This window comes from Streptomyces sp. NBC_00659, assembly GCF_036226925.1.
In the GTDB taxonomy this organism is placed as follows: Bacteria; Actinomycetota; Actinomycetes; order Streptomycetales; family Streptomycetaceae; genus Streptomyces.
The window spans coordinates 6,343,451-6,369,394 of record NZ_CP109031.1; the positions used below are offsets into that span (position 1 = coordinate 6,343,451).

Annotated in this window: 19 protein-coding genes; 8 read left to right on the forward strand and 11 right to left on the reverse strand. The window is 70.9% G+C overall.

The window, feature by feature from the left end; translation table 11 throughout:
- Positions 1-208 precede the first annotated feature (208 nt).
- Positions 209-3,220: an FxSxx-COOH system tetratricopeptide repeat protein gene (gene fxsT / locus OG410_RS27840; RefSeq protein WP_329301625.1), complete on the forward strand. Its 3,012-nt coding sequence runs from the start codon at positions 209-211 to the stop codon at positions 3,218-3,220.
- Between the two features lie 119 nt (positions 3,221-3,339).
- On the opposite strand, the gene OG410_RS27845 is transcribed toward fxsT, so the two are convergent.
- From OG410_RS27845 to OG410_RS27865, 5 genes are all read right to left on the reverse strand, one after another.
- Positions 3,340-7,131 carry a multifunctional oxoglutarate decarboxylase/oxoglutarate dehydrogenase thiamine pyrophosphate-binding subunit/dihydrolipoyllysine-residue succinyltransferase subunit gene (locus OG410_RS27845; RefSeq protein ID WP_329301626.1) on the reverse strand — a complete coding sequence of 1,264 codons (3,792 nt, stop codon included), beginning with the start codon at positions 7,129-7,131 and terminating at the stop codon, positions 3,340-3,342.
- Positions 7,132-7,412: 281 nt separating this feature from the next.
- The gene (locus tag OG410_RS27850; protein ID WP_329301627.1) at positions 7,413-8,552 is read right to left on the reverse strand and encodes a HAMP domain-containing sensor histidine kinase; all 1,140 of its coding nucleotides are present in this window, start codon (positions 8,550-8,552) and stop codon (positions 7,413-7,415) included.
- 62 nt (positions 8,553-8,614) lie between these two features.
- A complete protein-coding gene (locus tag OG410_RS27855) occupies positions 8,615-9,352 on the reverse strand; it encodes a response regulator transcription factor (RefSeq protein WP_037620929.1) in 738 nt (245 codons plus the stop codon).
- 113 nt (positions 9,353-9,465) lie between these two features.
- Positions 9,466-10,143 (reverse strand): spermidine synthase, encoded by a 678-nt coding sequence (locus OG410_RS27860; protein ID WP_329304275.1) that lies wholly within the window; start codon positions 10,141-10,143, stop codon positions 9,466-9,468.
- A 596-nt stretch (positions 10,144-10,739) separates the two neighbouring features.
- On the reverse strand, positions 10,740-11,018 hold the full coding sequence (locus tag OG410_RS27865) for a hypothetical protein (protein ID WP_326785549.1): 279 nt from the start codon (positions 11,016-11,018) through the stop codon (positions 10,740-10,742).
- 192 nt (positions 11,019-11,210) lie between these two features.
- Here OG410_RS27865 and lon point away from each other — a divergent pair, with 192 nt between their 5' ends.
- Positions 11,211-13,625, forward strand: a complete 2,415-nt coding sequence (lon, locus tag OG410_RS27870; RefSeq protein WP_329301628.1) for an endopeptidase La — start codon at positions 11,211-11,213, stop codon at positions 13,623-13,625.
- A gap of 116 nt (positions 13,626-13,741) precedes the next feature.
- Here lon and OG410_RS27875 read toward each other — a convergent pair whose 3' ends face one another.
- A complete protein-coding gene (locus tag OG410_RS27875; protein WP_329301629.1) occupies positions 13,742-14,560 on the reverse strand; it encodes a lysozyme in 819 nt (272 codons plus the stop codon).
- Positions 14,561-14,857: 297 nt separating this feature from the next.
- Here OG410_RS27875 and OG410_RS27880 point away from each other — a divergent pair, with 297 nt between their 5' ends.
- Entirely contained in the window at positions 14,858-15,376 is a 519-nt protein-coding gene (locus OG410_RS27880) for a MarR family winged helix-turn-helix transcriptional regulator (RefSeq protein ID WP_329301630.1), read from the forward strand.
- Between the two features lie 150 nt (positions 15,377-15,526).
- Here OG410_RS27880 and OG410_RS27885 read toward each other — a convergent pair whose 3' ends face one another.
- Positions 15,527-16,315: a protein phosphatase 2C domain-containing protein gene (locus tag OG410_RS27885; RefSeq protein WP_329301631.1), complete on the reverse strand. Its 789-nt coding sequence runs from the start codon at positions 16,313-16,315 to the stop codon at positions 15,527-15,529.
- 357 nt (positions 16,316-16,672) lie between these two features.
- On the opposite strand from OG410_RS27885, the gene OG410_RS27890 reads away from it, so the two are divergent.
- The 5 genes from OG410_RS27890 to OG410_RS27910 are packed head-to-tail and all read left to right on the forward strand — an operon-like array spanning position 16,673 to position 22,660.
- On the forward strand, positions 16,673-19,849 hold the full coding sequence (locus OG410_RS27890) for a sensor histidine kinase (protein WP_329301632.1): 3,177 nt from the start codon (positions 16,673-16,675) through the stop codon (positions 19,847-19,849).
- Complete coding sequence (locus tag OG410_RS27895; protein ID WP_329301633.1) at positions 19,846-20,349, forward strand: roadblock/LC7 domain-containing protein; 504 nt, start codon at positions 19,846-19,848, stop codon at positions 20,347-20,349. The genes OG410_RS27890 and OG410_RS27895 overlap by 4 nt, the downstream gene beginning before the upstream one ends.
- Positions 20,346-20,756: a DUF742 domain-containing protein gene (locus OG410_RS27900; protein ID WP_329301634.1), complete on the forward strand. Its 411-nt coding sequence runs from the start codon at positions 20,346-20,348 to the stop codon at positions 20,754-20,756. The genes OG410_RS27895 and OG410_RS27900 overlap by 4 nt, the downstream gene beginning before the upstream one ends.
- Positions 20,737-21,375, forward strand: a complete 639-nt coding sequence (locus tag OG410_RS27905; protein ID WP_328448271.1) for a GTP-binding protein — start codon at positions 20,737-20,739, stop codon at positions 21,373-21,375. Before OG410_RS27900 ends, OG410_RS27905 begins: the two co-directional genes overlap by 20 nt.
- A 31-nt stretch (positions 21,376-21,406) precedes the next feature.
- The gene (locus OG410_RS27910; RefSeq protein WP_329301635.1) at positions 21,407-22,660 is read left to right on the forward strand and encodes a styrene monooxygenase/indole monooxygenase family protein; all 1,254 of its coding nucleotides are present in this window, start codon (positions 21,407-21,409) and stop codon (positions 22,658-22,660) included.
- An 86-nt stretch (positions 22,661-22,746) separates the two neighbouring features.
- On the opposite strand, the gene OG410_RS27915 is transcribed toward OG410_RS27910, so the two are convergent.
- The 4 genes from OG410_RS27915 to OG410_RS27930 form a co-directional block, all read right to left on the reverse strand.
- A complete protein-coding gene (locus tag OG410_RS27915) occupies positions 22,747-23,169 on the reverse strand; it encodes a hypothetical protein (protein WP_329301636.1) in 423 nt (140 codons plus the stop codon).
- 137 nt (positions 23,170-23,306) lie between these two features.
- The gene (locus OG410_RS27920) at positions 23,307-24,464 is read right to left on the reverse strand and encodes a C40 family peptidase (RefSeq protein ID WP_329301637.1); all 1,158 of its coding nucleotides are present in this window, start codon (positions 24,462-24,464) and stop codon (positions 23,307-23,309) included.
- Between the two features lie 109 nt (positions 24,465-24,573).
- On the reverse strand, positions 24,574-24,891 hold the full coding sequence (locus OG410_RS27925; RefSeq protein ID WP_329301638.1) for a hypothetical protein: 318 nt from the start codon (positions 24,889-24,891) through the stop codon (positions 24,574-24,576).
- A gap of 10 nt (positions 24,892-24,901) precedes the next feature.
- A complete protein-coding gene (locus tag OG410_RS27930; protein ID WP_329301639.1) occupies positions 24,902-25,627 on the reverse strand; it encodes a TetR/AcrR family transcriptional regulator in 726 nt (241 codons plus the stop codon).
- Positions 25,628-25,944 lie beyond the last annotated feature (317 nt).

The following is a 25,944-nucleotide window of genomic DNA, read 5'->3' on the forward strand; positions in this document are numbered from 1 at the left end:
CCGCGCGCCCGTCGAACACCTCACGCCTCGCCCCGATTGGGCCATCCTCGCCGAAAGCCGCGGGTTCCCGGACACGGGAGGGCCAGTGCGCCAAGATCGTCGCTGAACACCTTTGAAAAGGAACCGTGGAGCAAGCGACCGGTGTGCGTCGGCGCCCTATCGCCGGCCCTCGCGGCGGTTCTAAAATCACGCGCGGGGAGGCCGCTGCATGTCTGGAGTTCGTACGCCGGTCGGGCCAGCCGAAAGGGGGTCCGCGAAGCAGACCGTCACCATCAGCTTCGCCGGTTTCAACCGGGCCTGGGCGGCCTGGATCGGGGACCGTCTGGAGCGGCGTGGACAACGCGTGGTGTACCAGCGCTGGGACTCCCCGGCCGAGGTGCCCCTCGTCGACCTGCTGCGGGACCTGACCCTGGCCAAGGGCCGCATCCTGATCGTCGTCAGCGAGTGGTACTTCCAGCTCGGCCCGCGCACCCACGAGGAGTGGAACGCCGCGCTGCGCGAGGTCGTCGCGCCCGACCCGTCCCGCTTCGCGGCCGTCTCCGTCACCAACAGCACGCTGCCGACGGCCACCACCGTCCTCGGCGCGGTCGACCTGAACAACATGGGCGCCGACGAGGCCGAGCGCCGCGTTCTCGAACGCCTCGACCTGCCCTCCGAACCTCTCCCCGAGTCCGTCGAAGGCGCCCGGCGCGGCCCCCGCTTCCCGGCCGCGATGCCCGAGGTCTGGGGCGGAGTGCCGCGTCGCAACACCCGCTTCACCGGCCGCGAGCCGCTCCTGAACGACGCCTACCACCTGCTCCAGGGCGCCGAGGCGGGCGCGGGCGTGGTCACGCTGCACGGCATGTCCGGCGTCGGCAAGACCCAGCTCGCCGCCGAGTACGTCTACCGCTTCGGCTCCGAGTACGACGTGGTCTGGTGGGTCAACGCCGAGAAGCGGGTCACCTACCGGCGCCGACTGGCCGAACTGGCACCGCAGTTGGGCCTGTCGACCGGGGCGGAGTACGGCGAACGGCTGCGCGCCGTACGCGACTCGCTGCGCCGGGGCGACCCGTACTCCCGCTGGCTGCTGATCCTGGACGGCGCGGACGAGCCCGACCAGATCTACGACCTCGTCCCCACCGGACCCGGCCACGTCCTGATCACCTCGCGCAACCCCGAGTGGAGCGAGCACAACAGCAAACTGCTGGAGGTGCCGGTCTACGCCCGCGACGAGTCCGTCGCCTTCATCCGCCGCCGCGCACCCCGCCTGACCGAACCCGAGGCCGACCAACTCGCCGAAGCCCTGGAGGATTTGCCCCTCCTGCTGGACCAGACGGCCGGCTGGCTCAACGACTCGGAGCTGTCCGTCCAGGAGTACATCGCCCTGCTGGACGGGGGCATCGACCAGGACGTCGTCAAGATCTCCGCCGACTTCCCGGTCGCCTTCCAGACCGCCTGGTCGATACTGCTGAACAAACTCCGCGACACCGTCCCGGAGTCCGTCGACCTGCTCCGCCTGTGCACCTTCTTCGCGCCGGGGTTCATCCCCGTACGCCTGCTGAAGGAGATGCCGCACGACCAACTGCCGGAACAGATCGCGGGTCTGCTCAACGATCCGCTGCTGTGGAACAAGGCCATCAACCAGCTCCGCCAGTACTCCGTCGTCCGCCTGGAGTCCCACGAGGCGGCCGGCGACGAGGCGGCCTCCTCCGGCGAGTCCCTGTATCTGCACCGCATGGTCCACCAGATCGTCCACAAGGACATGCCCGACGAGGACCGCCGCGAGTTCATCGACGTGGTCCGCCGCGCCCTGGCCGCGGCGGACCCGAGGCGCCCGACGGACACCCGGCTGTGGCCGGGGTACGCCGAGATCGTCCCGCATCTGAAGTACGCCGACGTCCTGCAGAGCAAGGACCCGGCGGTGCAGGGGCTGGTCTTCAACTGCCTCCGCTACATGTACCTCTCGGGCGAGTACGTGGCCGGCATCAAGCTCGGCGAACGCGCCATGGAGGCCTGGCGGATCCTGCTCGGTGAGAACCACGCACGGGTCTGGGAACTGACGCACCACTACGCCAACCTGCTGCGCGTGGTCGGCGACTACCAGCGCACCGAGGCGATCGAACGCGCCGCCGTCGAGCACCTGCGCGAGGAACGCGGCCCCCAGGACCTGGAACACCTCCGCGCCGCCACCGGCCTCGCCGCCGACCTGCGCGGCCTCGCCCGCTACGACGAGGCACTGGAACTCTCCCAGTGGATCTTCACGGCCTACCGGGACCTCCTGGGCGACGCCGACTCCCGCACCCTGGGCGCCCAGAACAACCTGGCGGTGTCCCTGCGCCTGCTCGGCCGTTTCGAAGAGGCCCTGGACATCGACCGGCGCACCATGGAGTCGCGCAGACAACTGCTGCGCGGCCGGCATCTGTGGACCCTCTCCTCCGAGATCCACTACGCGACCGACCTGCGCCACCTCGGCCGTTACACCGAGGCGGAGTCCATCCAGACGGAGAGCGTGCGCGAACACCGCATCGTCATGGGGGCCGACAACCCGCAGACCCTGGACGCCGAACACAACCTGGCCCTGTGCCAGTACCGCAGCGGCGACCGCCGGGCCGCGGGGGCACTGTTCGCCCGTGTACTGGAGCGCTGTGAACGCGTGCTCGGCGAGACCCACCCGCAGACCCTGCGGTTCGCCGCCACCACGAGCTGCTTCGTGCGCGAGCACGGCGACATCGACCAGGCGAGGGAGATCGGCGAGTCCGTCATCGCCCGCTACGAGATGATGCTCGCCGAGGGGCACCCCTACATCGCCGGTGTCCGCGCCAACCACGCCCTGGTCCTGCGGAGCGTCGGCGAACGCGATCACGCTCACGTCGCCATCGACGAGGCACTGGCCGACATGACCGTGGCGGTCGGCGAGAACCATCCCTGGACGCTCGGCTGCGCCATCAACGCCGCCGCCCTGCGCAACCTCATCGGCGACCCGGAGTCGGCCGCGGCGCTCACCCAGGACACGGTTGCCCGTGCCACCGAGGTCCTCGGCCGCACCCACCCGCTGACGCTCTCGGCCCGCATCGCCCTCGCCGCCGATCTGCGCGGCCTGCGGGACCGCCAGCAGGCCGAGAAGGTCGAGCAGGCGGCCCTCGACGACCTGGCGGCCACCCTGGGCCCCCAGCACGTCCACACCATCTCCGCCCGTTCCCGCAACCGGCCCTTCTGGGACTTCGAACCGCAGGAGACGTGAGGGAGACATGAGGCCCGTGCCGGATCGTCCGGCCCCGGCACCGCCCAGAAACCAAAAGGCCCGCCCCCGAGTCCACCAGGACTCGGGGGCGGGCCCCTTCACGCTGTCGTGCCGGAGGCCTACGCCTCGAACACCTCACGCACCAGCTGCTCCTGCTCCGCCTGGTGCCGCTTCGCGGAACCGACGGCGGGGGAGGAGGAGTGCGGACGCGAGATGCGGCGCAGGCGCTCGGCGCCCGGGACGTCCGCGCCGACCGCCAGGTCCAGGTGGTCGATCAGGTTGAGCGCGATGAACGGCCAGGCACCCTGGTTCGCCGGCTCCTCCTGGGCCCACAGGTACTTCTCGGCGTTCGGGTACTTGGCGATCTCCGCCTGGAGCTCGGCACCCGGCAGCGGGTACAGGCGCTCGATACGGATGATCGCCGTGTCCGTGGAGCCGCGCTTCTTCCGCTCGGCCTCCAGGTCGTAGTACAGCTTGCCGGCGCAGAACACGACCTTGCGCACGGCGGCCGCCTCGACCGAGTCGTCACCGATGACCGGGCGGAACTGGCCCGACGTGAACTCCTCCGCCTTCGACGCGGCGGCCTTCAGGCGCAGCATCGACTTCGGGGTGAAGACCACCAGCGGCTTGTGGTGCGGGTTGTGCACCTGCCACCGCAGGAGGTGGAAGTAGTTCGACGGGGACGTGGGCTGGGCGACCGTCATGTTGTTCTGCGCGCACAGCTGGAGGAAGCGCTCGATCCGGGCCGAGGAGTGGTCCGGGCCCTGGCCCTCGTAGCCGTGCGGGAGCAGCAGGGTGACGCCGGACGTCTGGCCCCACTTCTGCTCGGCGGCCGAGATGTACTCGTCGACGACCGTCTGCGCGCCGTTGACGAAGTCGCCGAACTGCGCCTCCCACATCACCAGCGCGTCCGGGCGGGCCAGCGAGTAGCCGTACTCGAAGCCCATGACCGCGTACTCGGAGAGCAGCGAGTCGTAGACGTTCAGGCGGGCCTGGTCCTCCGAGAGGTACTGGAGCGGGGTGTAGTCCTCGCCCGTGACCCGGTCGATCAGCACCGCGTGACGCTGGCCGAAGGTGCCGCGGCGCGAGTCCTGGCCGGACAGCCGGACCGGCGTGCCCTCCAGGAGCAGCGAACCGATGGCGAGGGTCTCGCCCATGCCCCAGTCGATCGTGCCGTCCTCGATCATCGCCGCGCGCCGCTGGAGCTGCGGGAGCAGCCGCGGGTGCACGGTGACGTTGTCGGGGATGTTGACCTGGGACTCGGCGATCCGCTTCACGATCTCCTGGGAGACCGCGGTGGACACGGCGACCGGGAACTCGGCCTGGACGTCCGGGACATGAGCCTCGGGCGCCTGCGCGACGGCCTCGCGGACCTCGGTGAAGACCTTCTCGAGCTGACCCTGGAAGTCCTGGAGCGCCTGCTCGGCCTCTTCGAGGGTGATGTCGCCGCGACCGATGAGGGACTCGGTGTAGAGCTTGCGCACCGAGCGCTTCTTGTCGATCAGGTCGTACATCAGCGGCTGCGTGAACGCCGGGTTGTCGGACTCGTTGTGTCCGCGGCGGCGGTAGCAGATGAGGTCGATCACGACGTCCTTGTTGAACGCCTGACGGAACTCGAACGCGAGCCGCGCGACACGGACGACGGCCTCGGGGTCGTCACCGTTCACGTGGAAGATCGGCGCCTCGATCATGCGGGCCACGTCGGTGGCGTACATGGAGGAGCGCGACGACTCCGGGGCGGCGGTGAAGCCGACCTGGTTGTTGATGACGATGTGGACCGTGCCGCCCGTGCGGTAGCCGCGCAGCTGCGACATGTTGAGCGTCTCGGCGACCACACCCTGGCCCGCGAAGGCCGCGTCACCGTGCAGGGCGACCGGCAGGACCGTGAAGTCCGTGCCGCCCTTGTTGATGATGTCCTGGCGGGCACGGACGATGCCCTCGATGATCGGGTCGACCGTCTCCAGGTGGGACGGGTTCGCGGCCAGCGCGACCTTGATCTGCTCGCCGTCCAGGCCGGTGAAGGTGCCCCGGGCGCCCAGGTGGTACTTCACGTCGCCGGAGCCGTGCATCGACTTCGGGTCGAGGTTGCCCTCGAACTCGCGGAAGATCTGCGCGTACGACTTGCCGACGATGTTCGCGAGGACGTTCAGGCGGCCGCGGTGGGCCATGCCGATGACGACCTCGTCCAGACGGGACTCCGCGGCGCTGTCGATGACGGCGTCGAGGAGCGGGATGACGGACTCGCCGCCCTCCAGGGAGAAGCGCTTCTGGCCGACGTACTTCGTCTGCAGGAAGGTCTCGAAGGCCTCGGCGGAGTTCAGCCGGCGCAGGATGCGCAGCTGCTCCTCGCGCTCCGGCTTGGAGTGCGGGCGCTCGATGCGGTCCTGGATCCACTTGCGCTGCTTCGGGTCCTGGATGTGCATGAACTCGATGCCGGTGGTGCGGCAGTACGAGTCGCGCAGCACGCCGAGGATGTCGCGCAGCTTCATCAGGGACTTGCCGGAGAAGCCGCCGACGGCGAACTCGCGCTCCAGGTCCCACAGCGTGAGCCCGTGCTCGGTGATGTCGAGGTCGGGGTGCTTGCGCTGCTTGTACTCCAGCGGGTCGGTGTCGGCCATGACGTGGCCGCGGACCCGGTAGGAGTGGATCAGCTCGAAGACGCGGGCGGCCTTCGTGACGTCGTCGTCGTGGCTGGCGTCGATGTCCTTGAGCCAGCGGACCGGCTCGTAGGGAATCCGCAGCGACTCGAAGATCTCGTCGTAGAAGCCGGTCTCGCCGAGCAGGAAGTTCGCGACGATGCGCAGGAACTCGCCGGAGGCGGCGCCCTGGATGACCCGGTGGTCGTAGGTCGACGTGAGCGTCATGACCTTCGCGATGCCGAGCTTGTTCAGGGTGTCCTGGGAGGTGCCCTGGAACTCCGCCGGGTAGTCCATGGAGCCGACGCCCATGATGACCGACTGTCCGGGCATCAGGCGCGGGACCGAGTGGACGGTGCCGAGGCCGCCGGGGTTGGTCAGCGAGACCGTGACACCGGTGAAGTCGTCCATCGTCAGCTTGCCGTCACGGGCGCGGCGGACGATGTCCTCGTAGGCCTGCCAGAACTCGAAGAAGTTCAGCGTCTCGGCCTTCTTGATGCCCGCGACGACCAGCTGGCGGTCGCCGTTGGGCTTCACCAGGTCGATGGCGAGGCCGAAGTTGACGTGCGGAGGCTTGACGAGGGTGGGCTTCCCGTCCTTCTCCACGAAGTGCCAGTTCATCGACGGCATGGCCTTGATGGCCTGCACCATCGCGTACCCGATGAGGTGGGTGAAGGAGATCTTCCCGCCCCGGGCGCGCTTCAGATGGTTGTTGATGACGATGCGGTTGTCGAAGAGCAGCTTCACCGGGACCGCGCGCACGGACGTGGCCGTGGGCAGCTCCAGGGAGGCGTTCATGTTCTTCGCGACGGCACCGGCGGGACCGCGCAGGGTGACGTACTCGGGGCCCTCGGGCGCCTCGGTGGCCGGAGCCGCCTGCGGCTTCGCGGCGGCCGGAGCGGCCTTCACGGGAGCCGGGGCCGCGGCGGCGGGCTTCGGAGCCGCGGGAGCGGCGGCCGGAGCGGGCGCGGCGGGCGCCTGAGGAGGAGCCTGGCGCGCCGCGGGCGGCACGGGAGCGGCCGGCGCGGCCGTGGTGGTGGTCCCTGCGGCCCCCGCGGCCGCAGTACCCGCCGGCGCCGAGGCGGCGGGCGCCCCGGGCTTGTAATCGGCGAAGAAGTCCCACCAGGCTCGGTCTACGGAATTCGGGTCCTGGAGGTACTGCTGATAGATCTCGTCGACGAGCCACTCGTTGGCACCGAAGGCGGCCGCGGGGTTCTTCCCGGCGGCTTGGTCATCGGTCGAGATACTCGAGTTACTGGGGGACTGTGGCGACACGGCGCTAACCGCCCTCTTCCGCTTCGCAAGGTGATGGACAGCGGGAATAAAGGCTACGCCTCCCTGGCCGAGAAGGTCAGGCCGGGCCCGTCCAACGTCGCGTAAGTCACATCGGAATCTGTGTTTCACCCATGGAAATGGCGGGAAACAAGCGTGGTTCCGCAGGGGAATGGGTACGTCGGCCCGAGGCCGCGGCACAGTTCACGCGGTCCTGTGCCTGATCACACGTGTACGCCGGCGGCGACAGCGGTGGATCTTGCGGCTCCGGTTCGAACTTTACGTCAACTTGGCAGAGAAGGAAGTCCCGGAAGGATGACCTGGATCCGGCAACCCCGCTGAGATTCGGCCACACCTATGCGTCCGCCGTGCAGATCCACCGCCCAGCGGGCGATCGCGAGCCCCAGGCCCGTACCGCCGTCGCTGCCCGGACCGTGCGGCGCGGGCACCCCGCCGCGGTTGAACCGCTCGAAGACGCGGTGCCATTCCGACTTCGGAATGCCGGGCCCCTCGTCCAGGACCTCCAGGGCCAGCGACTCGGGAAGGTCGCCCCGCCGGGCCCGTACCGTCACCCGGCCGTGCGGCGGGCTGTGCTTGACCGCGTTGTCGATGAGATTCGCCACGACCTGGTGGATCCGCTCCGGGTCCGCGTGCGCGGTCAGCTCCGGCGGGGACACGTCGAGGTGCAGATGGACGTCCTTGCGGGTGTGACCGCCGCCGGAGCCCGAGGTGAGGTCCGCGCGCGCGGAGGCGACCATGTTGGCCTCCTTCAGCACCCCGGACAGATACGGCCACACCTCGAAGCGCCGCCTGCGCAGCGGTACGACGCCGTTGTCCAGCCGGGACAGGTCGAGGAGGGTCTCCACCAGCCGCCCCAGGCGTTCCGTCTGCTTCAGCGCGGTGCGCATCGTCTCGGGATCGGCCGCCGAGACGCCGTCCACGACGTTCTCCAGGACCGCGCGCAGACCCGCGATGGGGGTCCGCAGCTCGTGCGAGACATTCGCCACGAGCTCCTTGCGCTGACGGTCCTGGGCCTCCAGCTCGTCGGCCATGAGGTTGATCGTCTGGGCCAGGTCGCCCAGCTCGTCGCGCCGGTCGTCCCGCACCCGGCGGGTGTAGTCCCCGTGCCAGATCGAGCGGGCCACCGCGTTCATCTCGTCCAGCGGCGCGGTGAGCGAGTGCGCGACGAACTGCGTGATCAGCAGGGTGGCGATCATCGAGAACACCGTGATGAAGCGGAGCTCCGTCTTGGTGTGTACCGCGATCATCGACAGACCGGTGGTGATGAGCACGGAGATGACGACGAGCGCGCCCAGCTTCGTCTTGATCGAGAAGGGCCGCACCTCGCCCCAGGAGCCCGAGCTCCTGCGCTCACCGGACGCGCGCTCGCCGAGCCCGCGTCCCCGTTCTCCGAGTCCGCTCATCACATCAGCCCCTCACCCGGGTCCCGGTCACCCGGGTCCCGACCCTCCTGCGGAGTCCCGGCTCAGGGAGTCGGGGTCTCCAGTGCGTAGCCGACGCCGTGCACCGTACGGATCCGCTCGGCACCGATCTTGCGGCGCAGCGCCTTGATGTGGCTGTCGACGGTCCGGGTACCGGAGGCGTCCGCCCAGTCCCACACCTCGGCGAGCAGCTGCTCGCGCGAGAGTACGGCACGCGGGGTGTTCGCGAGGCAGACCAGGAGGTCGAACTCGGTCGGAGTGAGGTGTACGTCCTCGCTGCGGACCCGCACCCGGCGCTGCGCGTGGTCGATCTCCAGCTCGCCGAGCCGAAGGATGCCGCTGCGCGGAGTGGAGGCCGCGACGACCGCGCGCTCGACCCTGCGGAGCAGGACGTGCACCCGGGCCGCGAGCTCGCGCATCGAGAACGGCTTGGTCATGTAGTCGTCGGCGCCGACTCCGAGCCCGACCAGCATGTCGGTCTCGTCGTCGCGCGCGGTGAGCATCAGCACCGGCACCGGGCGGGCGGCCTGCACACGCCGGCAGACCTCCAGACCGTCGAAGCCGGGCAGCATGATGTCGAGGATCAGCAGATCGGGCTGCCATGCCTCGGCGGTGTCGACGGCGGCCGGGCCGTCACCCGCGGTTTGCACGAGGAATCCCTCGGCTCGCAGACGGGCCGCGATGGCGTCGACGATCGTGGGGTCGTCCTCGACGACCAAAACCCGGCGCTGAGCGCCCGGGGTCGCCGCCGTGCCGTTCTGGGAGGTGTGTGTCTGCTCCATCGCCCGCCCCTGAAGTGTGCTTTCCGGAATCCGTGGGGTGATCCCATGACTGCGCTTGACGCTTGAATGATCCGCGTCAGGCAAGCAGGGTACGGGCAGTGGGTGCGGCTCGGCTATCCAGGCCTCACCGCGAGATGCACCACGTCGGGAACGCCCCGGGCAACGGGGATCACTTCGGTACGGACCTGTCGGAATCCGGCATTCCGCAAGGTAACTTCAAATTCCGGAGAGGGCTGCGCCGACCACACGGCGAGGACGCCGCCAGGCCTCAACGCCCTTGCGCAGCCTGCCAGTCCGGACGCACCGTACAGTCCCGCGTTGCCTTCGGTGACCGTCCAGCCGGGTCCGTTGTCGATGTCGAGACACAGGGCGTCGAACGTGTCGGAGATCTCATTGACGTAGTCGACGAGGTCCCTCTCGACGATGTCGGTGCGCGGATCGGCGAGCGCCTCCGCGGACAGTTCGGCGAGCGGGCCGCCCCGGTGCCAGTCGATGATGGCCCGTTCGCGCTCGACAACTGTGATGCGCCCCCAGTGACGGTCGGCCGCGGCGTGCGCCAGCGAGAACCCGACGCCGAGCCCGCCGATCAGCACGCTCGGCTCCGGGCGCCCGTCCAGCGCGTCGTACGCCGCGTCCATGAGCAGCCGCTCGGAACGCCCGTCGGAGGTGTCCATCAGGAAGCATCCGTTGGCGATGATCTGGAGCAGTGCTCCGTGGCGCCGCAGCACGACCTCGCCGTACGGGCTCTGACGGCGGTCGATGACTTCGGGAGTCTCGTACGAGGCGGTCATGGCCGCCATCCTGGCATTTTCACCTGTACGGGTCGCGGGAATCGGCCGGGGGCGGGGAGATGGCGTGAAGGGGTGACGGCGGGCGCGGCGAGGTTGACGCGGCGCCGAGCCGGAGGCCCCGGACGCGGCTCAGGCTGGCCCTCGACGACCGCCGACCCGAGCCTCCGTCCTTACCGGCCGGGCCTCCACGCTCACCGGCTGGGCTTCCGCTCCCACGGGCTGGGCCTCCGCCTTACCGGCCGGGCTTCCGCCCTCGGCCGACCGAGCCTCCGCCCTCCGCCGGCGGATGGGGAGATGGCGTGAAGGAGTGACGGCGGGCGCGGCGAGGTTGACGCGGCGCCGAGCCGGAGGCCTCGGGCGCGGATCGGGCCGGCCCTCGGCGACCGCCGACCCGAGCTGTCGCCGTCCGCCGGCCGGGCTTCCGCTTTCCGCCGGCCGAGTCTCCGCTCCCACCGGCCGAGCCCTCGCGTCCGTCGGCCACTCCCCGAGCGGCCGTCCATCGGTCACTCCCCGAGTGGCTCACGGGCCTCTTCGTCCGCCCCCTCGCGGACAAGAAGCGACCCGTTGAGCCGTAAGAGGGACGGCCGGGCGCCTGTTCAACGGCGGGGTGCCCCGTTCTGGGCGTCGGACGCGGACTGCCAGGCCTGCACGCCCGCCAGGGAGGCCTCCTTGGCCTGTCGCCACTTCATGGCCGCCACCTGCGAGGGAGGCACATCCATGGCGCGGAGCATGCGCCGGCCCGCGGCGAACACGGCGGCGGCCGCGATGACCATGCCGGTGCACGCCACCAGGGCACCGGCCGCGGTGAGCACGGCACCGGCCGTGACGAGCCGGGTGTCGATCTCGAGCTTGTTCTGGGCGAGGTGATGGTTCATGACTCCAACCATCCGAGGCCGGTGGCCACCTCGCATCCCGAAGACGGCCCGGGAGGCCCCGAAGCGCACGAGGCCGGGACGCCCGCACCGGGTTCACAAGCGATCGCTCACAGCGAACGGCCTCCGGGGAACATTGCGGAGTCCCCGTGCATTGAGTCGGCATAGCTCAACTTGACTGCCGAAGGGGAGATCATGGCTTCGACGTCCGCATCACTCACTCTGCCCGTGCTGCCGCTCGACGACGAGGTAGTGCTGCCCGGAATGGTGGTTCCGCTGGATCTGAGCGACCCCGATGTGCGGGCCGCGGTGGAGGCCGCTCAGGCCGCCGCCCGTTCAACGCCCGGGAAGCCTCAGGTACTCCTGGTGCCGCGTATCGACGGGACCTACGCGAGCACCGGTGTGCTCGGCACGGTCGAGCAGGTCGGCCGGCTGGCCGACGGTGACCCGGGCGCGCTGATCCGAGGGCGTGGGCGCGTGAGGGTGGGCGCGGGGACCACGGGTCCCGGCGCGGCACTGTGGGTCGAGGGCACCCGGGTCGAGGAGACCGTGCCCGACCCGCTGCCCGGCCGGGTCACCGACCTGGTGAAGGAATACAAGGCCCTGGCCACGAGCTGGCTGCGCAAGCGCGCCGCCTGGCAGGTCGTGGACCGGGTGCAGCAGATCGACGACGTTTCCGCCCTTGCCGACAATTCCGGTTACTCACCGTTCCTTTCCGTGGAACAGAAGGTCGAGCTGCTGGAGACCGCCGACCCGGTGGCCCGGCTGAAGCTCGCCACCGAACAGCTCCGCGAGCACCTCGCCGAGCAGGATGTCGCCGAGTCCATCGCCAAGGACGTCCAGGAGGGCGTCGACAAGCAGCAGCGCGAGTTCCTGCTGCGGCGCCAGCTGGAAGCCGTACGCAAGGAGCTGCGCGACCTCAAGGGAGAGGAAGGAGAGGACGAGTCCGGCGACTACCGCGCCCGTGTCGAGGCCGCCGACCTTCCCGAGAGTGTCCGCGAGGCCGCCCTCAAGGAGGTCGAGAAGCTGGAGCGGTCCAGTGACCAGTCGCCCGAGGGCAGCTGGATCCGGACCTGGCTCGACACCGTCCTGGAGCTGCCGTGGAACGAGCGGACCGAGGACGCGTACGACATCCGGGGCGCCCAGGCCGTGCTCGACGCCGAGCACGCCGGTCTGGACGACGTGAAGGAGCGCATCACCGAGTACCTCGCCGTGCGCAAGCGGCGCTCCGAGCGCGGTCTCGGAGTCGTCGGCGGCCGGCGCGGCGGCGCCGTCCTCGCGCTCGTCGGCCCGCCCGGTGTCGGCAAGACCTCACTGGGCGAGTCCGTCGCGCACGCCATGGGCCGCAAGTTCGTCCGCGTCGCCCTCGGCGGCGTCCGGGACGAGGCCGAGATCCGCGGACACCGCCGTACGTACGTCGGCGCGCTGCCCGGCCGGATCGTGCGCGCCGTCAAGGAGGCCGGGTCGATGAACCCGGTGGTCCTGCTCGACGAGATCGACAAGGTCGGCTCCGACTACCGGGGCGACCCGGCGGCGGCGCTGCTCGAAGTCCTCGACCCGGCGCAGAACCACACCTTCCGCGACCACTACCTGGAGGTCGAACTCGACCTCTCCGACGTCGTGTTCCTCGCCACGGCCAACGTTCTGGAAGCCATCCCGGAGGCACTGCTCGACCGTATGGAGCTGGTCCGCCTCGACGGCTACACCGAGGACGAGAAGGTCGTCATCGCCCGGGACCACCTGCTGCCGCGCCAGCTGGAGCGGGCGGGCCTGGAGAAGGACGAGGTCGTCCTCGACGAGAGCGCGCTGCGCAAGCTCGCGGGGGAGTACACCCGGGAAGCGGGCGTGCGGAACCTGGAGCGGGGCATCGCGCGGCTGCTGCGCAAGGTCGCGGCCCAGCACGAACTGGGCCGCCGGGAGCTGCCGTTCACGGTGAAGGACACCGACCTGCGCGAGCTCATCGGGCGTCCGCACCATGTGCCCGAGTCGGGGCAGGACCCGGCCGAGCGCCGTACGGCGGTGCCCGGCGTCGCCACGGGTCTCGCGGTCACCGGCGCGGGAGGTGACGTCCTCTATGTGGAGGCGTCGCTGGCCGACCCGGAGACGGGCGCGGCCGGTCTGACCCTCACCGGCCAGCTCGGGGACGTGATGAAGGAGTCGGCGCAGATCGCGCTCTCCTTCCTGCGCTCGCACGGCGCGGAGCTCGAACTCCCCGTCGGCGATCTGAAGGACCGGGGCGCGCACATCCACTTCCCGGCGGGCGCGGTCCCCAAGGACGGCCCGAGCGCGGGCGTCACGATGACGACCGCCCTGGCGTCGCTGCTGTCGGGCCGGCTGGTCCGCACCGATGTGGCCATGACGGGTGAGGTGTCGCTGACCGGCCGTGTCCTGCCGATCGGCGGGGTGAAGCAGAAGCTGCTCGCCGCGCACCGGGCGGGTGTCACGACCGTGATCATCCCCAAGCGCAACGAGGCCGATCTGGACGACGTCCCGGCCGAGGTCCTGGAGAAGCTCGACGTCCACACCGTCACGGACGTCCGCCAGGTCCTGGAGCTGGCACTGGCGCCGGCGACGAACAGCGCTGTGCCGGAGGTTTCGGTGGCCGCGTGACGGAGGCTGCCGGAAGGGAAGGCCCGGGTCCCGTGAGGGAGGCCCGGGCCTTCGCCGTGCCGCGCGTCGGGCGCCTTCGCCGTACGCCGGCTGTCCTGCCGTACGTCAGGCGCCTGTCAGCCGTTGGCCAGTGCCTGCACCCGGTCGAGCGCACCGTTGAATTTGTCGTGGTCCCCGACCGTCGGGCCCGACGACGTGTACTGCCACATCGTGTAGAAGCCCCAGCCGGCCGGGAGCGTCCCCGGATCGGAGGCGTACCGCGCTATCCACAGGGGATGGGCGGACGCGAAGCCGCCGTAGTTGCCGGTGCACTGGGTCCACCAGCTCGCGGCCGTGTAGATCACCGCGTCACGGCCGGTCCTGGCCCTGTACTGGGTGAGGAAGCTGCTGATCCAGCTGACCATCGCGCTCTGCGTCTTGCCGTAGCAGGCGGCCCCGTACGGGTTCCACTCGATGTCGAGCGTGCCGGGCAGCGTCTTGCCGTCGCCCGACCAGCCGCCGCCGTGGTCGACGAAGTAGTTGGCCTGGGTGGCGCCGGTCGTCGTGTCCGGGGTCGCGAAGTGGTACGACCCGCGGATCATGCCGATGTTGTACGCGCCGTTGTACTGCTGGGCGAAGTACGGGTTCGTGTAGTACGTCCCCTCGCTCGCCTTGGTGTAGGCCCACCTGACCCCGCTGTTCCACAGCGTCGACCAGGCGACGTTGCCCTGGTAGCCGGCCACGTCCACACCTTCTGTCTGGGTGGCGTCACCGGTGGACGGCGTGCCGTCCTGACCGTCGTGGTCGATGACCCCCATGCCCATCCGGGCGGAGCCGCGGGCGGGGGTGTCGGCGGCGGAGGAAGGGAGGGCGGAGAGGAGGGAGAAGGCGGCGAGCAGGGTTCCTGCCACGAGCATTCGCAGGCGGCGGGCGGTTCCGGATCCGTGCACGGACATGTGCGTGCCTCCGAAGGGCGATGGAGCTCCGGAGCCCGGGGGAGCTCGGGGGAGCTCGGTGGGGGGAAAAGCGCGGGCATGCGTGCCCCGGGGGGATCAGGTCGTCCTTGACCTGGGAGTGGCGTGCGCATGCCAGTAAAGGTGTCTGATAAAGAAGCTACGCACGTAGACGACGGTGTGGGAAGAGGGGCCGGGGGCTGCCGTTGGTCTACGCCTGCGAAATACTGGCGGAGCTGCGACAACGGCGAGTTCTGGCAGAAACTTTCAGGATCGGGAAACCGGGTCAGGGGTGCTGACGTGCACGAGGGCGGAAACGACGGCGGACGTCCGGTCGAATCCGGCGTGTCGGGAAATGGTATGGACCGGCCCGCGGCGCACGGCGGTGTGGAGCGCGAGTTCCTTTCCCTGGAACGCGAGTTGACCGTGTTTCTGCGCCGCGCTCGCGCCAACCAGGGGGAGATGGCCCGCGAGGTCCATCCTGACCTGGAGTCCGCCGCGTACGGGCTCCTCGTCCGTCTGGAGGAGTGCGGTCGCCAGCGCGCCACGGAACTCGCCGCCTACATCGGCGTCGGCAAGGCCACGATGTCCCGGCAGCTGCGCGCCCTGGAGGAGCTGGGCCTGGTCGCGCGCGAACCCGACCCCGCCGACGGCCGCGCCTGGCTCGTCCACCTCACCGATGAGGGCCGTGGACGTGTCTCCAGCGTTCGCGAGGCCCGCCGGGCCCGCTATGTCCGCCAACTCGCCCACTGGGACCAGAACGAGGTCGCGGAACTCGCCCGCCTGCTGAACCAGCTGAACCGCGGCATGGAGAGGTAGCACCGCCCGGTCGACATCCGCACCTCAGGACAGCTCTCCGCGCGGTTCCCCGAAGGGCGCGCCGTGCAGTGCCGTCCACGGTTCCCCGCGCGGTTCCCCGAAGGACAGCTCTCCGCGCAGCGCCCTTCGCGGTTCCCCTCGCGGCCCCGCTCACAGGTCCACGAACACCACCGTCGCGTCGTCGTGCGTCTTGCCCCGCCGGGACCCCGGCCGCTCCGCCGCGTCCGAGCGCTCCAGGCGCCGTACGCGCTCGACGAGCGAGGCCGAGCCCTCTTCGCGCACGAGAGCGAACAGCTCGGTCCAGTCGCCCGCGTGGAACCTCTCCACCCACCGGGTGGCGCCGTCCGTGAGAGCCGTCAGGGCGCGGACCGAGGACCGGGGGAGGGTGCCCGCCACCGCGCGCGAGGCGACCGAGGGGTCCGCGGCGGCCGTGAAGAAGCCGCCCTCCTTGTTGCGGACGGTGGAGTCGGCGACGGCGTCCGAGGCGAGGGCCGTGCGCGGGAGCCGGGAGAGGCGGTCGTCCAGCAGGGCGGTGACCTCGCCGGAGGGGGATTCCACCAGCAGGGCCGAGTCCGAGAGGATCAGGTACTCGACCCGCGACGCGGACCACCGCGCGAGGACCACGGTTGCCTGGGGCGTACGCGGGTGAGAAAGGTCACAGGTGCCGGCGTGTGCGTCGGCGACGCGGCGAATCGCCCGCGCCAGGACCTCCCGCAGGGGTAAATCCCCCTGCGAAACGGACAGTTCGGTCAGCGCGCCGCCGAGCCGCGCGGAGAACCAGTGGACCGAATGCAGACAGCCGTCGCCACCCCGGGGCGGCGTCACCCCGTCGAGCGCGACCAGTGAACCGCCCTGTCCTGAAGCGGGAAGCCCGACCGATGCGAAGTCCTCATTGGGGTGGTCCGGGTCTCCGGGCTCCGACACGAGTTCAGTGCGCATTCCGCCAGTCTGCACGAGCCCTTCACAAGGGCGCCGGAAGGATGCCGGGCAACGCCCGACGTGCGGTTCAGCAGCTCAGGCGCCGGGTTTGGCATGGAATGATCGACTCCGGCAAAACGTGGCGGCGAATACTGCCAAAGCCCGTCCCCGACGTCCAACCGGCCCGCCGCGCGGGCCCGCAGCGGGCACCGGGGAGACTTGCCCGCCAACTCCCCTCCGATGTTCACTCCTTCGGGTGGCGGGTCAGATGATGCGGGACCACTGCCCACCGGCACTGGGAGGGTCGGGAGCCGTACCGGGCGTACGCCCCGATTGACGGGACGTCACCCGGGCCCCAAATGGGTACACGAGTCAGGAATGCGAGCACCGGTGCAGAAGACGCGGCCGAGGCGCACAGGCAAGAAGACGGCCTCCAACTCCACAGAGGGTGGCGCCGTCGGCGACGCCACCGGCTCCACGGGCCGGGGCAGGACCGCCCATGTACGCAACCGGCTGATCGTGGCCGTGGCGGTCGTCGCGGCCGCCATCGCCGGAGCCGGCGCGCCCATGGTCCTGTCGGCCTCACAGCAACTGAACGATTCCCAGAATCTGGTGACGCTCGCCCAGCGCACCCAGCAGGCGCTGACCCTGGCGCACGCGCTGGCCGACGAGCGCGACGAGGTCACCTCCTACGTCGCCGCCGGCAGGCCCAAGGCCAAGGCGCCCTCCGAGCGGCGCAGCGCCCTGGTCGACCGGCAGGTCGACGAGCTGCGCGCGGACGCGGACGCCCCCGCCGCGCTGCTCGAGGACCTCGACGGCATCCCGACACTCAGGCGATCGGCGCTCACCGGGAAGAGCTCCGCCCTGGAGGCGCACCAGGCGTACTCCGGCGCCATCGCCGAACTCCACGCACTCGCCGAGGACCTGGCCGACCGGATGCCGCCGCGCGCGGGCGCCGGTTCGCACGCCCTCGCCGAGCTGGACACCGCCGTCCAGCAGTCCGCCGCGGCCCGCGGACTGCTCCTGGCGGCCCTCGGCATCCCGCACACCACCCAGAGCGTCTACAACCCGGTCACGGGTCTGACGAGCACCACGAACACCTCGTCGGCCGCCGACGCCAAGCAGCGCGACGCGCTGAGCGCCGCCGCCCAGCAGGCGCGCCTCCGCTCCGACGCGGCCATCGCGGACTTCCGCGAGACCGCGCCCAAGCAGGCCGTGACGTCGTACGACTCCACGGTCACCGGCCCCGACGTCGGCTCCGCGGACAAGTACCTGGCCAACCTCACCGCGCAGCCGAAGCTCTCGGACTCCGCGCTCGGCACCGGCGTCAAGAAGCTCGACGCCGCCCTGTCGGCCCGGATCGAGCTGATGCGCGGAGCCGAGGCCTCCCTCAACGACCACCGCACCAAGAACGTCGAAGCGCTGCGGGACGACGACGTCACCGCGCTGGAGCTCCGCGTCACCCTGCTCGGCGTCCTGATGCTGGTCGCCGCCGGCATGACGATGGCCATGGCCCGCAGCCTGACCAGGCCACTCGCCGTCCTGCGGCTCGGCTCGGCCCGGCTCGCCGCCGACCCGGCCTCCGGAGAACCGGTCAAGTTCACCGGCCGCAACGACGAGTTCGCCCAGGTCGTCCGCTCCGTCAACGCACTGCACGCGCACGCCACCGGTCTGCACGAGCGGATCGCCACCCTCGAGAGCGACCGCAAGCACCTCGTCGGCCAGCGCCAGCAGATGGCCGACGAGCGCGACCGGCTGCGCTCCGAACTCGCCGAGGCGGCGGCCAACCTGGAGCAGGTGCGCGGCACCATCCACAGCACCTTCGTGAACCTCGCGCTGCGCACCCTCGGCCTCGTCGAGCGCCAGCTCGGCGTGATCGAGGGCCTGGAGGAGCGCGAGCAGGACCCGGACCGCCTCTCCACCCTCTTCAAGCTCGACCACTTCGCCACCGTCATGCGGCGGCACAGCGAGAACCTCCTCGTTCTCGCGGGCGCCGAGCACGTCCAGCACCACGCGGGCCCGGTCCCGCTCGTCGACGTCGCCCGTGCCTCGGTCAGCGAGATCGAGCGGTACGAACGGGTGCGGATCGCCGCGCTGCCCCCGCACGCGCACATCGCCGGGTTCGCCGCCGACGACCTCAGCCACCTGGTGGCCGAACTCCTGGAGAACGCCACCTCGTTCTCGCCGCCCGACGTGCCCGTCGAGCTCTCCGGCTGGCTGCTGGAGAGCGGTGACGTGATGCTCTCCGTGCAGGACGAGGGCATCGGCATGACCGACGACCGGATGAGGCACCTCAACGCCCGCCTCTCCGAGTTCGACCCGGAGGACACGTACGACCAGGAGAGCGGCGAGGGACTCGGGCTCGGCCTGTACGTCGTGGCCCGGCTCGCCCACCGGCACGGTGTACGGGTGAAGCTGCGAGAGCAGAAGCAGGGCGGGGTGGCCGCCGTGGTCGTCCTCCCGAAGGCGCTGCTCGCCGCCGCCCCCGCGTCCACCGTCCCCGCCTCCGTCAGGCTCGCCGGCGGAGCCCCCGCGGTGGCCCTGCCGGGCGCGGACGCCGAGGCCAACTCCAACGTGCTGCGCGGCCGTTCGATCCTGCGCGCCTCGGTCGTGGCCTCGGCCGATGCCGAGGACCCGCTGATCGCGGCGGCCGAGGCGGCCATCGAGGAGTCCGCCACCGAACCGGAGGCGGTGCCCGAGCGGACGCAGGCTTCCGGGTCCGGGCCGGCCGTGCAGGCTCCGGTCATCCCGGCGCCCCGTGAGCCCGAGCCGGAGCTCACCTCCGAGACGACGATGGAGCTGCTCCTCCCGGAGCTCGCCCCGCAGGCCCCCGCGCAGGACGCCGCCGAGGAACCGGCCGCCATGGCCGCCACAGCCGTCACCACGGGGACGGCCGACGCACCCGGCCCCGGATCCCCCGAGCCGGCCCAGGCCCTCGCCGGGGACACGACGACCGCACGCCCGGACACGACGACCACGCGCGCGGACACCACGCCCGCCGGTGTCACGGAGACCGCCTCCCGCACGGACGGGACGGCCCCCGGTGTCACACAGACCGCGTCCGACCCCCGTGTACCGGCCGCGGAGCGCACTCCGGCGGCGGACGTCCCCCAGGGAACGGCCACCGAGGCACTCGCGGGGTCCGCGGCCGACACCCCGGCCGCAGGTCCGGCAGCCGCCGACCCGTACGCCATCGGCCCCGACGACCACGAGCGTGTTCCCGACGAACACCCCAGGGTCACCGACAAGGGCCTGCCCAAACGCACACCGAAGATCTCCGCCCCCGCGACCGCACCGCGCCCCCGCGTGGGCGGCGTGGACGCCGACGCACTGCGCCGCAGGCTCGGCGGGTTCCACCGGGGCGCGATCGAGGGCCGACGCGATGTGGAGGCCGAGATCGCGGACCGGACGGCGGAGACCCCCACGCCCGAAGGACAGACCCCGCCGGCCCCCGCACCCGCACACGCGCCCGCAGGACCCGCGTCCACCGATCACCGGACCGGCGCACAGGACGTAGAAGCATCGGGGGGCACAGCCGAGGAGGCAAGCAGTTGACCGCGACCAGTACCTTCGGCCTGAGCAGCGAAGCACGTAACCTGCACTGGCTGCTGACCAATCTCGTCGAGGAGGTGCCCGGCCTCCAGTCGGTCGCGGTCGTCTCCTCCGACGGCCTGCTCCTGCTCTCCTCCGACCCCGGCCACAACGCCGAGGCGAGGACGGCCGACAGCGTCAAACCGAAGGGCCCCAAGGGCTCCGCGGCCGACCTCGCCACCATCGTCTCCGGCATCGGCAGCCTCACCCTCGGCGCCGCCAAGCTGATGGACAACGGCGGCGTCAAGCAGACCATGGTCGCGATGGACGAGGGCAGCCTCTTCGTCATGGCGATCAGCGACGGCTCGCTGCTCGGGGTGCACGGCGCCGCGGACTGCGACATGAGCGTCGTGGCGTACCACATGGCGCTCTTCGTCGGCCGGGCCGGACATGTCCTGACCCCCGAGCTGCGCATCGAGCTCCGAAAATCCCTCGAGGCCGACGCTTCCGGGAGTGCCGGATGACCGCGTCGAACGGCGTCAAGAAGCTCCCGGTGCGCGGCGGCGACCGCAAGCCCGCCCGCGTACGCCCCTATTCGCTCACCGGTGGACGTACACGCTTCGGCCACGTCCTGCTGGTGGAGACGTTCGTGGCCGCGCTGGAGGCCCCGGAGGCGCGCAAGGAGCTGACCAACGGCTCGCTCACCACCCGGGTCATGCCCGAGATGCGGGCCATCGTCGAACTCTGCCGCCGGATGCGTACGGTGGCAGAGATCGCCGCTCTCCTCACGATGCCGCTCGGAGTGGTCCGGGTGCTTCTGAGCGACCTGGCGGACCAGGGAAAGATCCGCGTGTACGGAACAGGTCACGGCCCGGGACAGCCGGACCGCGCTCTGCTGGAAAGGGTGCTGAGTGGACTCCGCCGTCTCTGACGCCGAACCTGGCGTCGCCCCCCTCCTCGACGAAGAGGAGAACCTGAAGGCCTGGCAGACGGACCGCACGCGCGCGCCGATCGCCACGAAGATCGTGGTGGCCGGAGGCTTCGGCGCCGGCAAGACCACCCTCGTCACATCCGTCTCGGAGATCACGCCTCTCCAGACGGAGGCGCTGATGACGCAGGCCAGCGAGGAGACCGACGACCTCACGGGTACGCCGGACAAGCTGACCACCACCGTGGCCATGGACTTCGGGCGCATCACGCTCGACGACGACCTGGTGCTCTACCTCTTCGGCACGCCGGGCCAGCAGCGGTTCTGGTTCATGTGGGACGACCTGGTGCGCGGCGCGATCGGCGCGGTGGTCCTCGCCGACACCCGCCGACTCTCGGACTGCTTCCCGGCGCTCGACTACTTCGAGAGCTGCGGACTGCCGTACGTCGTCGCCGTCAACCACTTCGACGGCAGCGACGAGTTCGAGCCCGACGACGTGCGCGAAGCACTCACCGTGCCTTCACACATACCTGTCATGATCATGGACGCGCGCCGCCGGATCTCGGTCGTCGAGACCCTGCTCGCACTCGTCGGCCACGCGCTCGAAGTCAGCCCCGAATAGGGACGCCCGAGTCCTAGGAGAAGCAACCCGCATGCGGAAGATACTCGTCGTGGGAGCCGGCCAGTCCGGACTCCAACTCGCCCTCGGACTCCAGTCGCACGGGTACGAGGTCACCCTGATGTCGAACCGGACGGCGGACGAGATCCGTTCCGGCCGGGTCATGTCGACGCAGTGCATGTTCGACACGGCGCTCCAGCACGAGCGCGATCTTCAGCTGAACTTCTGGGAGTCCCAGGCCCCGAAGATCGAAGGGCTCGGGGTCTCCGTCGCCGTCCCCGGCTCCTTCGACCCGGGCCCCTCGCAGCGTGCCATCGACTGGGTCGGCAAGCTCGACGGCTACGCGCAGTCGGTCGACCAGCGGGTCAAGATGGCGGGCTGGATGGAGACGTTCGCGCAGCGCGGCGGCCAACTGGTCATCCACGGTGCCGCGGTCTCCGACCTCGACTACTTCTCCCGCGCCTACGACCTGGTGCTCGTCTCGGCGGGCAAGGGCGAACTCGTCTCCATGTTCGGCCGTGACGCCTCCCGCTCCCCGTACGCCGAGCCGCAGCGCGCCCTCGCGGTGTCCTACGTGCACGGCCTGGGCCCGCGCCCGGAGCACCCGGACTACGACGCGGTCCGCTGCAACCTGGTCCCCGGTGTCGGCGAGCTCTTCATCATGCCGACGCTCACCACCTCGGGACGCGCGGACATCCTCTTCTGGGAGGGCATTCCCGGCGGCCCGCTCGACGTCTTCAACGGCGTCAAGGACCCCGCCGAGCACCTCTCCCTGACCCTGGAACTCATGGAGCGGTTCACGCCCTGGGAGTACGCGCGCGCCACCAACGTCGAACTGACCGACGCGGGCGGCACGTTGTCCGGACGGTACGCCCCCACCGTCCGCAACCCGATCGGCCGGCTGCCCGGCGGCGGACTGGTCCTCGGCGTCGCCGACGTCGTCGTGGCCAACGACCCGATCACCGGCCAGGGTTCCAACTCGGCATCCAAGTGCGCCGCCGCCTACCTCGCCTCGATCGTCGAGCAGGGCGACAAGCCCTTCGACGAGGAATGGATGCAGGCGACGTTCGACCGCTACTGGGACACCGCGCAGCACGTCACCAAGTGGACCAACGCGATGCTGGGCGTCCCGCCGGAGCACGTGCTCAACCTGATCGGAGCGGCGGGCCAACTCCCGCCCGTGGCAGACCGGTTCGCCAACGGCTTCAACAACCCGGCCGACTTCGAGAACTTCTTCTACGACCCCGAGAAGACGGGCGCGTACCTGGCGTCGGTCACCGGGGCCTGACGGTCTCAAGGTCCGCCGCCCGGCCCTCACCCGCGCCGGGCGGCGACAGGCCTCACCCGTCCGCCGGCGGCTACGTCCGCCGACGGCTAGTCGCAGCCGGGCGGGTTCTTCCTGGCCGGCACGAATTGCAGCGTGGGCATCCCGGCCGCGTCGAAGTTCGCGGTGTCCGGGCCGATCAGGGTCATATAGCCGGCGAGCGTCTGGGTGTACCGCGAGGGTTTCTTCCCCCGGACCTGCTCGACACCGGGGAAGACCGTGTCGAGGACCCACCAACGCCCGCCGAACCTGGCCCACTTGATCCCGCAGTGCGTATAGAGGTCGTACGGGTACGGCTTGTGCTGCACGGGCTTGGCGGGCCCTTCCTTCCAGTGGCCCCCTTCGGCGGTGCGGGCGGGCAGGGTGGGGCCGCGGTACCCCTCGGCGGCCGGGGTGTCGGTCGGGGACGAGCAGCCGGTGAGCATCAGCCCGGCGCTCAGGAGCAGGACGGCGGTTCGGTGCGATGTCTTCATGGTCCCAGGACGCACGAGGTTCGCGGTCCGTTCGATTCCGGCAGGACGCAGAGCATCCGGCCCGGCGAAACGGGTCCCGCCTCCCGCCCGTCCGGGACCGGAGCCGGTCCCATCTCCCGCCCGTCCGGGAGCTTCCACTACCTCGGTGCGGTCACCGGAGCGGCCGAGGCGTAACCCTCGTCGGATCCGTCCGTGGCGCTCTCGGGAAACTCCGGCGGCGTGTAGTGGCGCAAGGGCTCCCCGTCCGGGTCCGGGCGTACGGCACCCAGCAGCGGGTTGGCCGCGATGGGGGACACCTTGATCCTCGCCCCCGGCCGCGGGGCCTGCACCACCATCCCCTCGCCGAGGTAGAGGGCGACGTGCGTGGCCTCGGGGAAGTAGATCACCAGATCACCGGGACGCAGCTTGTCCAGCGGGACTCTCGGAAGCTCGGCCCACTGGTCCTGGCTGGTGCGCGGGATGGACCGGCCGGCCCGCTCCCAGGCCTGTGACGTCAGCCCCGAGCAGTCAAAGGTCTTCGGCCCCTCCGCACCCCACTCGTACGGCTTCCCGATCTGCTCGACGGCGTAGCGCAACGCCTCCTCGCCCTCCCGCGTGGGCGGCCGCACGCTGCTGAGGGCGCCGGACGCCATGATCTTCTTCTGGGCCGTGTCCGTTCCCGACTTCTCCACCCGGTCCAGTTCGGCGATCTGTTCCGCGGTCAGGGAGGCGAGCAGCCGCTGTACGTCGTCGAGACGCTCGCGCACCTCGTCCCGCTCCTTCTGTCGGCGTGCGGCGAGGGAGAGCTGTGCGTCCAGCGCCTTGCGGGCCGCGCGCGCGAGCCCGTCGGCCTGCTTCTCGCGGCCCGTGAACCGCCGCACGGTCTGGGCCCGCTCCAGCGACAACTGCCCGATCAGGTGCCCCTGGTCGAGGGCGTGCTGCGGATCCCGGGCGAGCAGCAGCCGTACGTACGGGGAGATCTCGCCCCCGCTCTGGTACTGCTGCCGGGCCAGCCGTCCGGCGGCGACCCGGCTGTCCTCCAGCGACAGACGGGCCCTGGCGAGGCGGGCATCGAGCCCGGCGACCTCCGCGCGCTGCTTCTTCAGTTTCTCGGCGGTCCCGTTGTACGTCTCGGTGGCGCGTTCGGCGTCCCGGTAGAGCCGCTGAAGTTCCGTCAGCAACGAGGTGACGGACCGCTGGGCGCCGGTGCCGGAGGCCGGGCCGGGCTCGGGGGCGGCCACCGCGGGCGTGGAGGGGAGGAGCGCCCCGACCGCCACCGCCGCCGTACAGACCAGACGCAGAAGCCTTCCTGACATGCCGTCACCTCCGTTGCCGGGGTGGCCGGTCCGCCACCCGTTTCGCACCGGCAGGATCGGGCCGCCGCATCCCGGGCGCGCGCCGGAAGAGCGCTTCGGCCCAAGAAAGTCACTCGTCGGCGTTGCCGCCCGGCGTGGCGCCGCCGCCCTCGTCCTTGTGCGTGCCCGGGGACCAGGGCAGCTTGAACCGGCGCTCCGACGCGTCGCCCTCGGGGGCGTACTCGTACTTCCACCCCTGATGCAGACCGAGCCGCTTGCTGGTGGCCGCCTGGACACGCCGGTAGACCAGAACGGTGGACTTGCCGCCGTCCGGGTCGGGCACCGGGATCCGGTACGTCTTCGGCGGGTGGCCGGTGATCCCGAGCAGGACCGGCAGGACGCGCCCGTCCAGCGGGCCGCCGACAAAGGGGGTGTCTTCGCTCTTCACCGGACCAGTGTCACAGCAGGTGGCCCGCATTCTCGACAACGGGCAGCACCCGCCGGACCAGCGCCCCCGCGATGCCGTCGGGGCGCTCCATCGCGAGCGCGGCCCGGACCACCGCGGCGGTCTGCGGATCGCTCCCGGCGCTCGCCGCGAGCGCCGCCGTGAACTGCTCGACGAGCCAGTCCCGCAACTCGTCCAGCGGCGGTTCCTTGTCCTCGTCGAGCCAGATCAGCGAGGCGGCCTCCACGGCCGTGATCCACATCCGGACGGTCATCCGCAGCCGGGGCCCGGGATCCTTCACCGCCAGATGATCGAGAATGTGCTCCGCGGCGGCCCGGCGGACTCCGTCGACTATGGCCGTGGTCCGCGAGGTCTCGATGACGCTGCCGCCCTGGAGCAGAGCGCTGAATCCGGCGTCGTGCTGGTCCACGAACGCGAGGTACCGGTCGAGGGCCCGGGACAGCCGCTCGGTCAGCGGCCCCTCCGGGGGCTCCGCGAAGCACTGCTCCAGCTCCTCGGCGGCGGACCGCAGGGCAGCCTCGTACAACTGCTGCTTGCCGCCGGGGAAATACCGGTACACGAGCGGCCGCGACACCCCGGCCGCCTCCGCCACATCGTCCAGCGAGACCTCCTCGGGCACCCGCTGGGCGAACAGGGACAGCGCGGCTTCGAGCAGCTGACTGCGCCGCTCCTCGACACTGAGCCGACGGTAAGCGGGGGTGGAAGCCTGCGAGGTCATGTCCGGCAGCGTAACCGCCCATCCGCACACCCTCGCGAACAGCGCGGAAGAGCGGACACCGAGGCCTGTCCGGGGCCCGAGCCCCGTACCTCCCGCAGCCGCCGTACAACGCGAGGGGCCGTGCCGGTACATCACATGCCCGCAGGCCGGACGGATCACGACGCGCGCCCGCTTGGAACGCCGGTGGGATCCGTTCGGATGCGGGCGGATGCACCGGCGCGGCCCCGCCCCCCATCGGACGCCCGGCGTCCCCGGGCCGAGCGCCACCCCGAAACCGAAACGGGTCCGGAGCCGCATCGGACGCCCGGCACCCGGGC